Below are 13,203 nucleotides of genomic sequence, written 5' to 3' on the forward strand. Positions count from 1 at the left end.
GCTTGCTGCCCCCCCCAAGGGGGGCGTTTCTGCCTTGGGGCGGCCCGGCGGCAAGAAACACCCCCCACGCCGCGCGGGCTTCGCCCGCTTGCTGCCCCCCAAGGGGGGCGTTTCTGCCTTGGGGCGGCCCGGCGGCAAGAAACACCCCCCCAACGCCGCGCGGGCTTCGCCCGCTTGCTGCCCCCCCAAGGGGGGCGTTTCTGCCTTGGGGCGGCCCGGCGGCAAAAAGGCCCGGTGCCACATGGCGCCGGGCCTTTGCATGCGCCGTTGCGGCGGCGTCAGTCGTAGCGCACCTGGAAACGCGCGCTGGAATTCGCCGGCCCGGGCGTAACGCCGCCCGGCCTGTCGTGGTCCGTGCGCTGGTAATGCGCCTCCAGGTCGAAATTGGCGGTCGCCCCCGGAGCGATGGGCAGGCCGGGAAACGAATAAAAAGTGAGATCCGCTGCGCCGGCGCCGATGGCAAGCGGCGCGGTGTCACCCTGCCGGGTCAGCACGATGCCCAGGTTCCTGGCATAACCGGGCTGCGGATCGAGACGCAAAGCCTGCATGCCCGGCACCCGTCCCGGCCCGCCCGCATAGAACGCCAGCCTGGGCTTGGCCTCGGCGGCGCAGTTGCTCAAGGAAATAGAAAACCTCGCGGCGCCGGCACGCGATCCCAGGGATGGGAAATCATCCGCCGTCACCTTGCCCATCGGCACTTCGTGCCCGAACCCCAGGTAGCGGGCATCCACCTCGCACACGGCCGTGACCTGCGGCGGCGCTGCGCCGATGGAGATCAGCTCCTTGACGTCGAACCAGGCATCATCGAGGCAGGTCGCCCCCGACCCCGGGATTTTGCCGTCCACATGCGCAATATCGTCGCCGGCCGCGGGCTGCGGGCGCATCTGCGCCATTCTTATGTGCATCCGCGCGGCGGGAAAATTCGGATCCTGGTCCGTGACCTGGTGGCTGCCCGAGGGCACGGTTCCCGTCACGACCAGCTCCACCATGATGCTGCTAGCGAAGCCGTTCTTCTGCCCCGCATCGGCGTGGTCCAATCCAAGGCTGGCATAGGCCCTGATCGCGTTTTCGAACTTGAGCTCCTGCCGCCCGGCAGGCCTGACGCGCAGCCCCACGCCGGGAACGTTCGTCGGCACGATGGCGGGAAGGTCGTAGGGCACCCCGCGCCAGTAGGCCCCATGCGCGAGGTAGGCCATAGGCATCGTCTTGTCCTGGTACCTGAAGCCGGAAGATATTGTCAGCCAGCGCGTGGCCAGCACCGTGCCCACGGGCACGCCGCTGCCCACATTGCCCACCTGTGGCGGGTCCCAGGCGGTGCTGCCGCTGATGCCCTCGGCGAATTTTTGCACCTCGCATTCGCCCGCCGTTCTGGGCACTGCGTAGGACTCCGCGCCCGGCGCGGCCAGGCAGGCCGCCAGGACAGCGCCAGCCAGCGCCTTGCGGCGCGGGCGGCTCATTGCGGCCCGCATCGAGGGCAACCGCAAGATCATGGTGTTTCTCCTAGAAGACGCGGACGCGGGCGTCCGCTGCGTAAGATCGGGTGCCATCAAGTGCCGCCCGCGGCCCGTGCCCGGGCGGTTCCCGCCGCGGCCAAGCCCAGGTCGTCGACGGCTTCGTAGTCCAGCGTGAGTTCTTGCGCGCGCGGCAACGGGCCGGGCCAGGCCAGGCGCGCGGAGGAATAAGGCGCCACGGTCAGCGACTGAGGCGCCGCATCCGGCGCGCCGCGCACGCGCAAGGTCCGCAGCGTCACGCTGTACGGGGTTGGGTTTTCCGCCGCCAGCACCGCGCCGGCGGCGTGGTAGGTCCAGCGCAATTCGCCGGGCGCCTTGCGCGGGTCGCCCGCCAGGCCCTTGGGCCGGAACAGCAGCTTCATCGAGAGATTGATCTGCAGCCTGAGCCCATCGCGGCGCTCGCCCGCCGTGGGCACTTCCATGAAGTTGATCCAGAACTGCGACTCGCGGTCCTGGGGCAGCGGCTCGCCCGTGTAGCGCAGCTGGATCGCCTTGCGCTCGCCGGGGTCCAACCGGAACAACGGCGGCATCGGCACGAAAGGCGTTTCCAGGCGGGCGAGGTCGTCCTGCCCCTCGCCCTGGTCCAGCCATATCTGCACCAGGATGGGCGCGCTGCCGGGATTGCCGGTGCGCAGCGTGATGGACTTGTTTTGCGCCGGATAGACAAAGCGCGTGCCGTCCACGGAAAGATCGGCGCGCGCGCCCGCGGCGCCCGCGGCCAACACGCAGGCGCAGGCCAGCGCGGACCATCGGCGCGCGGCGGCGCTCATGGCCATATCGCCGCCACCGGCGAGCCGATCGCCGGTGGCGCGGGCTCGGGCTCGGGCTGGCAAACGGCGTCCAGGGTGTCGAAACCATCCTGCCGGCCTTGACGCGGCGGCAAGCGATAGCCGACGAGGCAACGCTGCTCGGCATCCGGCCCCCACTGCACGCGGATGTCGCCGTGGTCCTGGCTTACCCGCATGATGATGCGGCTGCCCTGCCCCACCGCGCCCACGGACTCGCCGCTGGCAAGGTCGAAGACCTCGGCGCCGAACGGCAGCACGCTGCCGTCGGGCCGCCGCACATTGACCAGCACGGGCCGCGCCCGACGAGTCGGATAGCGCAAGAGCACCACCGCCCCGGCGCGCGGCGCCACGGTGCGCGAACTGGCCAGCAATTCGACATCGTCCGCCATCTCCGAGGGATCCAGTTCCACGGTGTTGAGGCGGTATGGCGCCAGGCTGGTCGCCAGGCCGTAGCCCCGGCCATCCACGCGGCTGCGGTCGAAACCGATGCGCGCATCCTCCGCGTCCGGCGCGAGCACCAGGCCGACGGTCTCGCCCAGCGTGGGCGACAGCGTCACTCCGCCCGCATGGGCCAGCACGCTGCCTTGCGCCCGCAACCCTGCCTGGCGGTAGCCGGAACCCTGCGACACGTTGACACCCATATTGGCGACCGCCGCGCGATAGTCCAGGCTGCCGCTGGCCGCGGCGGTATCGGAACGGCTGTTGCGGGACGCCGACAGCGAATAGCTGAGCCGGCCGTCGTCGCCCAGCCCGCCCGCCACGGACGCCGCGGCATCGGTGCCGCCGACGCTGCTGTGGCTCGTATAGCTGCTGAACGAGGGCGTGTTGATCGACTTGCCGCTGCCCAGCGGGAATGAAAGATTCAGCGTGGCGACGGTGCTGCGGCCGCGGCCCGGCATGTACAGTTCGCCGCCCGAGGACAGGTCCTGCACGCGCTGCAGCGCCAGCGCATAGGACACCTTGCCCCAGCTGTTGCGGTAACCCATGCCGTAATTGAATGCGCTGCCGGACCGGCGCCAGTATTGCAGCGCCGATCCGTTCAGATAGAAGGACCCGCCTCGTGCGCCCAGGTCCTGGTTGATGTTGACGTCCAGCCGGTTGCGCAGCCGGCCCAGGTCGGCGTAGCGATACGAGTGGGGAGCGTCCCGCAGCGCGATGGCCTCGTTCAGCCCCACGAAACCGCTGGTCGAATAGCGATAGGCCAGCAAGGAAAAGTTGGTGCCGGAGTTCGGCAGGTTCTTGCTGTAGGACACGCGGTAGCTGGAGCCCGATGTGCGCTCGCCGGGCAGATTCGCGCTGGCCAGGGTGACGTCTCCGGAGAAGGCGCCCAGCTGCGTGTTCAGCGCGGCGCCCGCCAATGCGGAGCCGTAGTAGTCGCTGAGCGCGAGGCCGCCATACGCGGTGACCTGATCGCTCACCCCCGCCCGCACCAGACCTTCGAAGACGCGTTGCCCGCTGCTGCGGTAGCCGGAGGACGTGGCCTGGCCCACGGCGACGGAATAGCGCGTTTCCCCGCGACGCAACAACTCCACCGTGGTCGCGAAGGGCACGATGAAGCTCCACGTCTCGCCATTCGCTTCGGTGACGCGCACCGTAAGGTCTCCGCCGAAACTGGCCGCGCCCAGGTCCTCGATGGCGAACGGACCCGGCGCCACGGTGGTCTCGTAGACGAGGAAGCCGCGCTGATAGACGCTGACCGCGGCGTTGGTGCGCGCGGTGCCTCGGACAGTGGGCACATAGCCGCGGCGGTCGTCGGGCAGCATGCGTTCTTCGCTGGCCAGCCGCACGCCGCGAAAAGACACGGCATCGAAGTAGCGGCCGTCCGTCGAGGTTTCGCCCAGCAGCAGCTGCGAGCGCCAGGCCGGCAGATCCGTGACGGCGTACAGTTGCCCCCGGCTGTAGCGCGCGCCGTCGCGCGAAGACCACCGCAGGAAACCGTCATGCTTCAGGCGCCATGCGCCGGCGTTGACCACCCCGTTCAGGTTGACGTATCCCCTGCGGTTGCGCCGGCCATCGGTGTCCTGGGCATAGAAATTGGCCGAATAATTCAGCCGCGCGGCGGGAATGCCCCGATCCCAGTATGCCGGGTCCACATAGGTGCCTGCGCGCCCTTTCGTCAGGTAATAGGCGGGCACGGTCAGCGACAGGGTCTGTTCGGCCATGTCGAATTTGGCCTCTGCGCCCGGCACGTAGTCGGATAGGTCTCCGCATGAAGGCGCTTCCCCTAGGGCCTTGACCCCCAGTTCGGGCCCCTGGCGTTCGACCTTATGCATGTCCAGGCCCATGCTGCTCAGCAGCTCGGCGGTGTAGCACGGGCGGGCGCCTTCGGGCCCCGCGCCGCGGAAATCCATGGTCAGCGTCCCGCGCCACCGCCCGTTCACCTGCACGTCGACCCGGTACTGCCCCGGCGTCACGACGTTGGGCCGCTCGAAGCGGGACAGGTCTATGGACTCGCCGCCCATGCCGCGCACCAGCATCTTCGCATCGAAACGGACTTCTTGCGCAGCCCCGCCACCCGCCACCGCCGCCGCCATCATGGCGAACAGGGCCAGGCCTGGCGCCCACAGCAGCCCGCGTTGCGCGCGCAAGCGGCCATCGCGCCGGCGCGCTCCGGCCAGCATCGATAGATGCATGCTGCGGCGCCCTCGCGAACACAACGAACGAGCCAATGCCACCGTCATCGGGACTCCAGCGCGCGTTCGAACTCCTGCGCGCCGCCGAAGTCATTGATCACCGTGTAATGCACGGCCGCATTGGCGCCCCGGGCGGCACGCGCGCCGGCAGGCAGGCGAAACCGCTCGGTGGAAAACGGCGCCACCATGCCGCCGCCCATGGCGGTACGGCGACGGCCGTCGCCGCCCGCCAGCTCGACGGACAGGAACGACACGAAATACGGCGTCGGATTGCGCACTTCCAGCGCCGCGCCGCCGTCCGCCGCGGCCCAGCTCAGGCTGGCGGGCGCGTCCTCGATCCTGCCGGCAAGGCCGGAAGGTCGGAAAAACAGCTTGATGCGCGTGCGGAACCTCAGGCCCACGGCATTGTCCTTGCCGCTGCTCGGGGGCGTTTCCAAGGCGTTCAAATAAAAGACCGATTCTCGGTCGGCCGGCAGCGCGCGCCGGGTATAGAACACCCGCAGCACGGCGCTGGAACCGGGTTCTATGCGTGAAACGGCCGGCGACACGAGAAAGGGCACCACCAGGGTTTCTGGGGATTCGTCCGACCGGCCGTCATCCAGCCAGGCCTGCAGCAACAGCGGAACGTCGCCGCTATTGCGCGCCCGGATGGAGACGTCCTTGGCGTCGCCGGGAAACACAATGCGCGTGCCTTCCAGCACCAGGGCCGCCTGGGCCGTTCCGGCGCCGGCGGCCCAAGCCATGACGCCCATGGCCAGCAAACGAACAACAATACGCACCACGGGCGTCATGCCATCATCTCCTTACCGGTACGGGTTACTGGTAGGCGACGATGAAGCCGATGTCCGAACCGGCGCTACCCGAGCCGACCGTGACGGCCTTGTCCACCACCTTGATGTAGGCGGCCTTGAAGTCCAGCGAACCGCCATTGGTAGGCGTTGCGGCGGTCGGATCCCACGAGACGGTCTGCACGTCGCCCGGATCCTGCGCCTTGCCCAGCACGACCTTGTTGGTCTTGCTGTTGCCCGCGTTCCAGATGCCGATTTCGATGCCGGTCGCCGGCAGGGTGGTGTTGATCTTCAGGTTGCCGGAATCCTTGTTGATGGTGGTGGACACCTGGTCGAACGCGATGGCGGCCGTCCCCTTGGCGCTGCAGTCGCTCAGCTCGATGCTGAACGGCTTCTCGCTGGCGGTGAGCATGGCGCCCTTGTCCAAGTTGGCGAACGCGGTCGGGTCGTGGGGGCCGAGGTTGACGTCCTTGATGTTCCCCAGGCCCGCGTCTTTGCCGTTGACCTTGCACGTGACGGCAGAAACCTTGCCGATGAAGCGGACCTGGCCGTCGAACGCCTGGGCTTGCGAAATCGATGGCGCCAGGGCGGCGATGAGCGCGCCCGAAGAGATGAAGGAGGCGAGGATACTGCGTTTCATATTGCGATTCCTGAGTTGGAGTGGATAGGGCCGGCCTCGGCAATGCGAGGCCGACCGCGTGCCCGCGGCGAGCGAACGGAGACCCGGACGGCGAAACGCCGCGGCTCTGGAATACGCCCACGGCGCGCTGGCCATATGCGGGTTCCAGAGGTGTGCATACTGTATGGGTCGCCCCCTGGCCAGGTCTTTAGAAACGCGACCAAATCACGTTAGTAGTAGTTCGACAATTGATAAATCTTTGTAAATTGTTCGGTCACATTGAAACGCCCGTATCAATCCACACCGCTCGAATGCCGGGCGCGGGCCGGCCCGCGCCATCGGATCGCGGGCGAGCGGGCGCAAAAAAAAACGGCGCCTGTACGGCGCCGCCTGGCTGATCGCGGAGTGATGGTGGGCGGCCGCTGTGCGGCCGGAGTCTTAGCGCAGAGCCTGTTCCGACCATTGGGCGAGCGGCAGCGGCGGCTGCTCATGCAGGATGCGCGCCAGCACCAGCTTGAACTCAGCCCATCCGCCACGCTCGGTGGGCCAGCTCGATGGAGTCACTGGCGTCCAGGCCCCGCCGGCCGCTCGCTCGGCCATCTTGAAGCGAAAGGTGTAATGCCCCGCCAGGCCCATGCGCAGGTCCGTCACCACCAGCGCGTCGCCGATGGCGTCATAGCGCAACCAGTCATCCGTGAACCAGCGCAGCCGCTCGTGCAGCGGCACGCCCGCCAGCGCCCGGCCCACGTCCAGGTTCAGCGGCTGGCGCAGCCATTCCGGCGGATCCCGGTCGAACAGGCTGCTGACCGCTTCGTAATAATGGCCATCCGCCGTCTTGGCGATGACGCGCCACACCAGCGTATTGAAGGGCATGGATACCGCGCGCAGCTCGGTGACCGCGATGCCTTGCGTCCGCATTGCATCGCGCACGCGATGTTCGGCGGCCACCCTCCCCGCCAGCCCGAAACCCAGGTAAGCCGTGCTGAAGACCAGCGCGGCGGCCAGCAGGCGGCGCGCGGTCACCGTCATCCCCCAGGCGATGGCGAACAGTACCGCCGCCAGGAGCGGCACGGTGTAGAGCGGATCGATGATGAAGACGGCCGACCAGCTTTCAGGAATGCGGGCCAGCGGCCAGAAGAGCTGCGTGCCGTAGACGGTGAAGGCGTCCAGCACGGGATGGGTCACCAGCACCAGCCACAACGTCAGGAACAACCGCCGCCCGCCATAGGGCGCCTGCGGCCAATACTTGCGGATCAGCCACGCCAGCAGGGCCGCCAGGCCGGTCAGGACGAAGACCGAATGCGAAAACCCACGGTGGTAGGTCATGAGCGACACCGGATCCGGATAGCTCATCAATACGTCCAGGTCCGGCACCGTGGCCAGCGCCGCGCCGTAAATCAGCGCCCGCCGCCCCTGGAAGCGCCCCATCAACGCCCCCTGTATCCCCGCCCCCAGCACCGCCTGCGTAACCGAATCCATAATTCCCCGTCGATAAGCTTCAACCGGACGGACTACGCCCTGCGCGGCCGCCCATGCAGGCGTTAAGATACCTGATTGCATTCAGCTGATTTTCAACTTTCTGCTTATGGACCAATACGTCGACAAGATTGCCTTGTTCATCGAAACCAACCAGGCGTGGGCGGGGCCGATCACCTTTCTGCTGACCCTGGGCGAGTCGATGGTGCTGGTGGGGCTGTTCATCCCGGCCACGGCCTTGATGCTGCTGACCGGGGGGCTGATCGGCGCCGGCACCCTCAGCCCCTGGAGCGTCCTGGCCTGGGGCATCGCCGGCGCCGTCGTCGGCGATGCGCTGTCCTATTGGCTGGGCCGCTGGGCGGGGCCGGGCGTGCTGCGCCGCTGGCCGCTCAAGCAGCAGCGCACCGGCGTGGCGCGCGCGCGCCTGTTCTTCTACCGCTATGGCTTCGCTTCCGTGCTGATCGGCCGCTTTCTGGGCCCCATCCGCTCCACCATCCCCACCGTCGCCGGGGTCATGGGCATGGCGCACGCCCGCTTCCAGCTGGCCAACGTCGCGTCCGCCGTCCTGTGGCTGCCGCTGATGCTGGCGCCGGGCTACGTCACCGCGCGCAGCCTGGGCGCGGCGGACAATGCGCAACAGATCGCCATGATGATCGGCGCGGGGCTCTCCGTGCTGCTAGGATGCGGTCTGCTGATCGCCATGCTGCGCAAGCGCCGCATGCCGGCGAGGCAACGCCGCGGCAACTGAACCGGAGAAGGGAATGGCCATAGATGCGGAACCGAAAGACGGCGATTTCGCGCGCTATATCGAAAACCTGACGCGCGCGGGCGGGGCCACGCCCGGCAGGGTCCCTTCCAAGCGCGAGACCTCGCGGCGGGCCGCCGAGCCCGCCGCGCTCCCCGTCCCCGCGCCATCCCCATCTTCCGAATCGCTGTCCACCGCCCCCTGGGGCAAGTCCGCGCAGCAGCCCCCGCCCTCCCGGTCCGGCTCCGCGGCGCCCGCCGCGCCGGCCGCGGACCAGGAAGACGCCGCCGCTGTATCGCTGGCGGACCGGGCCCGGCGGCGCAAGATCGGCATCATCCTGACGGTGGCCGGCGCGCTGGCCGGCTGGGCCGCGGCACGCATCGTCTTCGAAGTCCTGCGCACCCCCCGGTTCGATCTGGACGAACTGATGCCCGCCATTTTCCTGGCGTTCTTCGCGTTCATGCTGTTCAAGGCGGCCGGCAGCGCGCGCAACCCGCGCAAGACGCCGTTGGGAAAACTGCCTCCGCTGAAGCCATCGTCCCATCGCAAGGACGGCGGCGCCTGACGCCGCCCGCCGGGCGCCCAGGCGCCCGCAGGCAATGGTGCTAACATTTCCGCCGCTGTCGCAAAGACCCACGAACCCCGGAGTGAAAGTGAATAACGTTGTCGGATTGAACCAGGCCCAGGCGGCCACGATGCTCAAGTTGCAGGACCACTTGAACACCATGATCAATCCGGACTGGGTCAATGGCGGGGCCCGGTTCCTGCGCGCCGCCTTCGTCGAATCGGCCGAAGCGCTGGAGCACCACGGCTGGAAATGGTGGAAGAAACAGACCATCGACCTGCCACAGGTGCAGATGGAACTGGTGGACATCCTGCATTTCTACCTGTCCCACACCATCGTCGCGGCCGGCGGCAGCACCGCCGGCGCCGCCGAGGCGCTGGTCGCCGACCTGGCGGCGCCCGCCTCGATTACGCTCGACGGCAAGGCCTATGCGCTGGGCTCGCTGACCGTGCCCGAGCTGCTGGAACTGATCGGCGGCCTGGCGGTATGCGGCCGCGCCAGCTTCAAGGTGCTGGAACGCGCCATGACGGCCTGCGAAATGAGCTGGAACGACGCCTATACCCAATACGTTTCCAAGAACGTGCTGAACATCTTCCGCCAGCGGCACGGCTACAAGGAAGGCACGTACGTCAAAATCTGGAACGGCGAAGAAGACAACGTCGTGCTGGCCCGCCTGATGTCGGCGCTGGATCCGGCCCAGGCCGACTTCGCCGACCGGCTCCAGGCGCAGCTCGAAGAAGCCTACGGCCGGCTGTAGCCCCTAGCGCTGGCCGAAGCGCGTTTCGCCGAACAGGGCCTTGTGTTCGCGCGGCTGCGAACGCCAGTACTGGCGCGGCGCGGCCACCTGCCCGCCCAGCTGGGCCGCGGCATGCCAGGGCCAGCGGGGGTCGTATAGCATGCCGCGCGCCAGCGCGACCATGTCCGCCTCGCCCCGCGCCAGGATGTCCTCGGCCTGCTGGGCCTCGGTGATCAGCCCCACGGCGATGGTGGGCATGCCCACCTTGCGCTTGATCTCGTCGGCGAAAGGCACCTGGTAGTTCGGCCCGACGGGAATCTTCTGCTGCGACGACACGCCGCCGCTGGACACGTCGATGAATTCACAGCCGCGGTCTTTCAAGGCCTGCGCGAAAACCAGCGTCTGCGCCAGGTCCCAGCCGCCATCCACCCAGTCGGTCGCGGACACCCGCACTCCCAGCGTGACCGACGGCGGCACGACCTCGCGCAGCGCCTGGAACACTTCCAGAGGGAAACGCATGCGGTTCTCAAGCGAGCCGCCGTAGGCGTCCTCGCGCCGGTTCGCCAGCGGCGACAGGAACTGGTGCAGCAGATAGCCGTGCGCGGCATGCAGCTCGATCGCGTCGAAGCCCAGGCGGATTGCGCGGCGGGCGCTATCGGCGAAGGCGTCGCGCACCCGCGCCAGGCCGGCCTCGTCCAGCGCGCGCGGCGGCGGTTCTGACGCGTTGTGCGGCACCGCCGAAGGCGCCCAGCCCTGCCATCCGCCTTCGCTGGCCGGCACCAACTGGCCTCCGTTCCAGGACGCGTCGCTGGAGGCCTTGCGGCCGGCGTGGCCAAGCTGGATGCCCAGCTTGATGGGCGAGTAGCGGCGCACGGCCTGCACGACGCGGCCCAGCGCCCGTTCGGTCTCGTCGGACCACAGGCCGAGGTCCCCCGGCGAAATGCGCCCATCCGGCTCCACCGCCGTGGCCTCGGTGAACAGCAGCCCGGCGCCCGACAAGGCCAGGTGTCCCAGGTGGATCATGTGCCAATCGGTGGCCCGGCCCTCTTCCGCCGAGTATTCGCACATGGGCGCGATGACGATGCGGTTGGCCAGTTCGAGATTGCCGATCGGGATGGGACTGAAAAGATGGGTCATGCTGGAAGCCTCCATGGCATTGGATGCCACAGCATAGCGCCCGCGGCGCGCGCGCGGCGCGAATCCCAACGCGCCCGGCAGGGTCAAACCCTGCCGGGCGCCGCGGTCACGACGTCTATTGGCCTTCGATCACGCAATCCAGGAACTGGCGCGTGCGCTCCTCCTTGGGCTGGCTGAACAGCACGGACGACTCGGCATCCTCGACGATATTGCCCTCGTCGAAGAACAGCGTGCGGTCCGAGCTGCGCTCGGCGAACTTCATCTGGTGGGTCACGATGATCATCGTCATGCTGCGCCGCGCCGACAGATCGCGCAGGATCTGCAGGATACCCCCTACCAATTCCGGGTCCAGCGCCGAGGTCACTTCGTCGAACAGCATGATGTCCGGGCACATGGCCAGCGCCCTCGCAATGCCCACCCGCTGCTTCTGGCCGCCGGACAGCTGCGCCGGGTAGACGTCCAGCTTTTCGCCCAGGCCGACCATTTCCAGGTACTCCACGGCCCGTTCCCGGGCCTGGGCGCGCGACATGCCCAGCACGCGCATCGGCGCTTCCATGGCGTTGCCCAGCGCCGTCATGTGGGGAAACAGATTGAAGTGCTGGAACACCATGCCGATCTTGCCGCGCACCTTGCGCAAGTGCTCGGAATTGGGGCCGGCGGGCCGGCCCTGCGCGTCGGTCCACATCGGCACGCCGTCGATCTCGATATCGCCGCTGCTGGGACGGTCCAGCGTCATCAGCACGCGCAGCAGCGTGGACTTGCCCGAGCCCGAGGGGCCGATCACGGCCACGGTCTGGCCAGCGGGTATTTCCAGGTTGATGCCGCGCAGCACCTCCAGGTCGCCGTATTGCTTGCGCAGGTTTTTGATGCTTACGCTGGCGCTCATCGCTTTCCTCCATATCGTTGCAGGCGGGCCTCCAGGCCTCGCACGCCCCAGGCCGCCACCAGGCTCAGCGCCAGGAACAGCAAACCCACGAGGGTCAGGGGCTCGGTGTAGCGGAATGTCGTGGACCCGATCATCTTGCTTTGCTGCAGCAGTTCCACCACGGTGATCGCGGACAGCAGGGGCGTGTCCTTGAACATGGCCACCAGGTAGTTGCCCAGCGCCGGCACCACGGGCGGGATGGCCTGCGGCAGCACCACGTCGACCGCCGTGCGCCAGCGCGACAGGTTCAGCGCGGTGGCGGCCTCCCATTGGCCGCGCGGCACCGCCTCGATGCCCGCGCGGTAGACCTCCGCGCAGTAGGTCGCGTAGTGCAGGCCCAGCGCGATGATGCCGGTGGCCAGGGGGGACATGCGCACGCCGGTCAGCGGCAGGACGTAGAACAGAAAATACATCTGCACCAGCAAAGGCGTGCTGCGCACGAACTCGATCACGAAAGCCGTGGGCAGCGACACGATGCTCAGCCGCGAGCGCCGCAGCATCGCCAGCACCAGGCCCAGGGTGACGGCGACCAGCATGCCCAGCAGCGTGGCCTGGATCGTGACGATCAGCGCGGAGCCCAGCGTGGGCAGGATTTCCAGGGCGAAAGACCAGTCGAATATCGGCGTCATCGGACCCTCACCCTCCGTTCAAGCAGCCGCACTCCGGCCGTGATCAGCAAGGCCACCACGAAGTACAGCAGCAGCATCAGGGTGAAGATCTCGGTGGTGCGCAGGGTCTCGCTGCGCAGCAGCTGGCCCCGGAACGTCAGGTCGGTAATGGTGACCAGGGACACCAGCGCGGTGTTCTTCAGCAATTCGATCAGCAGATTGCCGGCGGGCGGCAGCATGGCCGGCACGGCCTGCGGCACGACGATGCGGCGCATGATCTGCCCGCGCGTGAGATTCAGGGCGATCCCCGCCTCGCGCTGGCCGGGCGGCACCGCGCGGATCGCGCCGCGCACCACTTCGGCGCCGTAGGCGCCTGCGTTCAGCGCCAGCACCACGATGCCCACCAGCATGGCCGGCAGTTGCACCCCGAACAGCGGCAGCACGAAATAAAACCAGAAAAGCTGCACCAGCGCAGACGTGCCGCGGAACACCTCCACATAGATCGACGCGATCCAGCGCACGGGACGCAGCGAGGACAGACGGCAGATGCCCGCCACAAGCGCCAGCGGAACGGCCAGCACCACCGCGCCCGCCAGGACCTGGAGCGTAACGCCCAGGCCTTCGAGCAGCGGCGGCGCCAGCTCGGCGAAATGCTCGGATATCAGCTGCATC

At 68.1% G+C, this 13,203-nt stretch carries 13 protein-coding genes; 3 read left to right on the plus strand and 10 right to left on the minus strand.

Annotated features, from left to right (window positions below; genetic code table 11):
* Nucleotides 1–278 precede the first annotated feature (278 nt).
* The 6 genes from ACN6PJ_RS25045 to ACN6PJ_RS25070 form a co-directional block, all read right to left on the minus strand.
* Nucleotides 279–1,490, minus strand: a complete 1,212-nt coding sequence (locus ACN6PJ_RS25045; protein ID WP_427998494.1) for a fimbrial protein — start codon at nucleotides 1,488–1,490, stop codon at nucleotides 279–281.
* A 56-nt stretch (nucleotides 1,491–1,546) separates the two neighbouring features.
* The gene (locus tag ACN6PJ_RS25050) at nucleotides 1,547–2,281 is read right to left on the minus strand and encodes a fimbrial biogenesis chaperone (protein WP_427998495.1); all 735 of its coding nucleotides are present in this window, start codon (nucleotides 2,279–2,281) and stop codon (nucleotides 1,547–1,549) included.
* A complete protein-coding gene (locus ACN6PJ_RS25055; protein WP_427998496.1) occupies nucleotides 2,278–4,932 on the minus strand; it encodes a fimbria/pilus outer membrane usher protein in 2,655 nt (884 codons plus the stop codon). The genes ACN6PJ_RS25050 and ACN6PJ_RS25055 overlap by 4 nt, the downstream gene beginning before the upstream one ends.
* Nucleotides 4,933–4,976: 44 nt before the next feature.
* Complete coding sequence (locus ACN6PJ_RS25060) at nucleotides 4,977–5,723, minus strand: fimbria/pilus periplasmic chaperone (protein WP_427998497.1); 747 nt, start codon at nucleotides 5,721–5,723, stop codon at nucleotides 4,977–4,979.
* Between the two features lie 25 nt (nucleotides 5,724–5,748).
* On the minus strand, nucleotides 5,749–6,360 hold the full coding sequence (locus tag ACN6PJ_RS25065) for a fimbrial protein (RefSeq protein ID WP_427998498.1): 612 nt from the start codon (nucleotides 6,358–6,360) through the stop codon (nucleotides 5,749–5,751).
* A gap of 417 nt (nucleotides 6,361–6,777) precedes the next feature.
* Complete coding sequence (locus tag ACN6PJ_RS25070; protein ID WP_427998499.1) at nucleotides 6,778–7,818, minus strand: metal-dependent hydrolase; 1,041 nt, start codon at nucleotides 7,816–7,818, stop codon at nucleotides 6,778–6,780.
* A 106-nt stretch (nucleotides 7,819–7,924) separates the two neighbouring features.
* On the opposite strand from ACN6PJ_RS25070, the gene ACN6PJ_RS25075 reads away from it, so the two are divergent.
* The 3 genes from ACN6PJ_RS25075 to ACN6PJ_RS25085 all read left to right on the plus strand — a co-directional run bounded on the left by ACN6PJ_RS25075 (nucleotide 7,925) and on the right by ACN6PJ_RS25085 (nucleotide 9,882).
* Entirely contained in the window at nucleotides 7,925–8,563 is a 639-nt protein-coding gene (locus ACN6PJ_RS25075) for a DedA family protein (RefSeq protein ID WP_427998500.1), read from the plus strand.
* Between the two features lie 13 nt (nucleotides 8,564–8,576).
* Nucleotides 8,577–9,125 (plus strand): hypothetical protein, encoded by a 549-nt coding sequence (locus ACN6PJ_RS25080; protein ID WP_427998501.1) that lies wholly within the window; start codon nucleotides 8,577–8,579, stop codon nucleotides 9,123–9,125.
* A 106-nt stretch (nucleotides 9,126–9,231) separates the two neighbouring features.
* Entirely contained in the window at nucleotides 9,232–9,882 is a 651-nt protein-coding gene (locus ACN6PJ_RS25085) for a dUTP diphosphatase (protein ID WP_427998525.1), read from the plus strand.
* Between the two features lie 3 nt (nucleotides 9,883–9,885).
* Here the strand turns inward: ACN6PJ_RS25085 and ACN6PJ_RS25090 are convergent, their stop codons facing one another.
* From ACN6PJ_RS25090 to ehuC, 4 genes are all read right to left on the minus strand, one after another.
* Nucleotides 9,886–10,998, minus strand: coding sequence for an NADH:flavin oxidoreductase/NADH oxidase (locus ACN6PJ_RS25090; RefSeq protein WP_427998502.1), 1,113 nt, complete (start codon nucleotides 10,996–10,998; stop codon nucleotides 9,886–9,888).
* A gap of 115 nt (nucleotides 10,999–11,113) precedes the next feature.
* The gene (ehuA, locus tag ACN6PJ_RS25095) at nucleotides 11,114–11,884 is read right to left on the minus strand and encodes an ectoine/hydroxyectoine ABC transporter ATP-binding protein EhuA (protein ID WP_427998503.1); all 771 of its coding nucleotides are present in this window, start codon (nucleotides 11,882–11,884) and stop codon (nucleotides 11,114–11,116) included.
* Nucleotides 11,881–12,552: an ectoine/hydroxyectoine ABC transporter permease subunit EhuD gene (ehuD, locus tag ACN6PJ_RS25100; RefSeq protein WP_427998504.1), complete on the minus strand. Its 672-nt coding sequence runs from the start codon at nucleotides 12,550–12,552 to the stop codon at nucleotides 11,881–11,883. Before ehuD ends, ehuA begins: the two co-directional genes overlap by 4 nt.
* Complete coding sequence (gene ehuC, locus ACN6PJ_RS25105; protein ID WP_427998505.1) at nucleotides 12,549–13,202, minus strand: ectoine/hydroxyectoine ABC transporter permease subunit EhuC; 654 nt, start codon at nucleotides 13,200–13,202, stop codon at nucleotides 12,549–12,551. The genes ehuD and ehuC overlap by 4 nt, the downstream gene beginning before the upstream one ends.
* Nucleotide 13,203: the final 1 nt, after the last annotated feature.

It is taken from the genome of Achromobacter sp. (genome assembly GCF_050285585.1).
GTDB lineage: Bacteria > Pseudomonadota > Gammaproteobacteria > Burkholderiales > Burkholderiaceae_B > Achromobacter.

Excerpts from the sequence above, each read along its gene's own strand:
- ACN6PJ_RS25080 (WP_427998501.1), top strand. The coding sequence starts at position 8,577 with ATGGCCATAGATGCGGAACCGAAAGACGGCGATTTCGCGCGCTATATC.
- ACN6PJ_RS25060 (WP_427998497.1), bottom strand. The coding sequence starts at position 5,723 with ATGACGCCCGTGGTGCGTATTGTTGTTCGTTTGCTGGCCATGGGCGTC.
- ACN6PJ_RS25070 (WP_427998499.1), bottom strand. The coding sequence starts at position 7,818 with ATGGATTCGGTTACGCAGGCGGTGCTGGGGGCGGGGATACAGGGGGCG.
- ehuD (WP_427998504.1), bottom strand. The coding sequence starts at position 12,552 with ATGACGCCGATATTCGACTGGTCTTTCGCCCTGGAAATCCTGCCCACG.
- ehuC (WP_427998505.1), bottom strand. The coding sequence starts at position 13,202 with ATGCAGCTGATATCCGAGCATTTCGCCGAGCTGGCGCCGCCGCTGCTC.
- ACN6PJ_RS25075 (WP_427998500.1), top strand. The coding sequence starts at position 7,925 with ATGGACCAATACGTCGACAAGATTGCCTTGTTCATCGAAACCAACCAG.
- ACN6PJ_RS25045 (WP_427998494.1), bottom strand. The coding sequence starts at position 1,490 with ATGATCTTGCGGTTGCCCTCGATGCGGGCCGCAATGAGCCGCCCGCGC.
- ehuA (WP_427998503.1), bottom strand. The coding sequence starts at position 11,884 with ATGAGCGCCAGCGTAAGCATCAAAAACCTGCGCAAGCAATACGGCGAC.
- ACN6PJ_RS25090 (WP_427998502.1), bottom strand. The coding sequence starts at position 10,998 with ATGACCCATCTTTTCAGTCCCATCCCGATCGGCAATCTCGAACTGGCC.
- ACN6PJ_RS25065 (WP_427998498.1), bottom strand. The coding sequence starts at position 6,360 with ATGAAACGCAGTATCCTCGCCTCCTTCATCTCTTCGGGCGCGCTCATC.
- ACN6PJ_RS25055 (WP_427998496.1), bottom strand. The coding sequence starts at position 4,932 with ATGCATCTATCGATGCTGGCCGGAGCGCGCCGGCGCGATGGCCGCTTG.
- ACN6PJ_RS25050 (WP_427998495.1), bottom strand. The coding sequence starts at position 2,281 with ATGAGCGCCGCCGCGCGCCGATGGTCCGCGCTGGCCTGCGCCTGCGTG.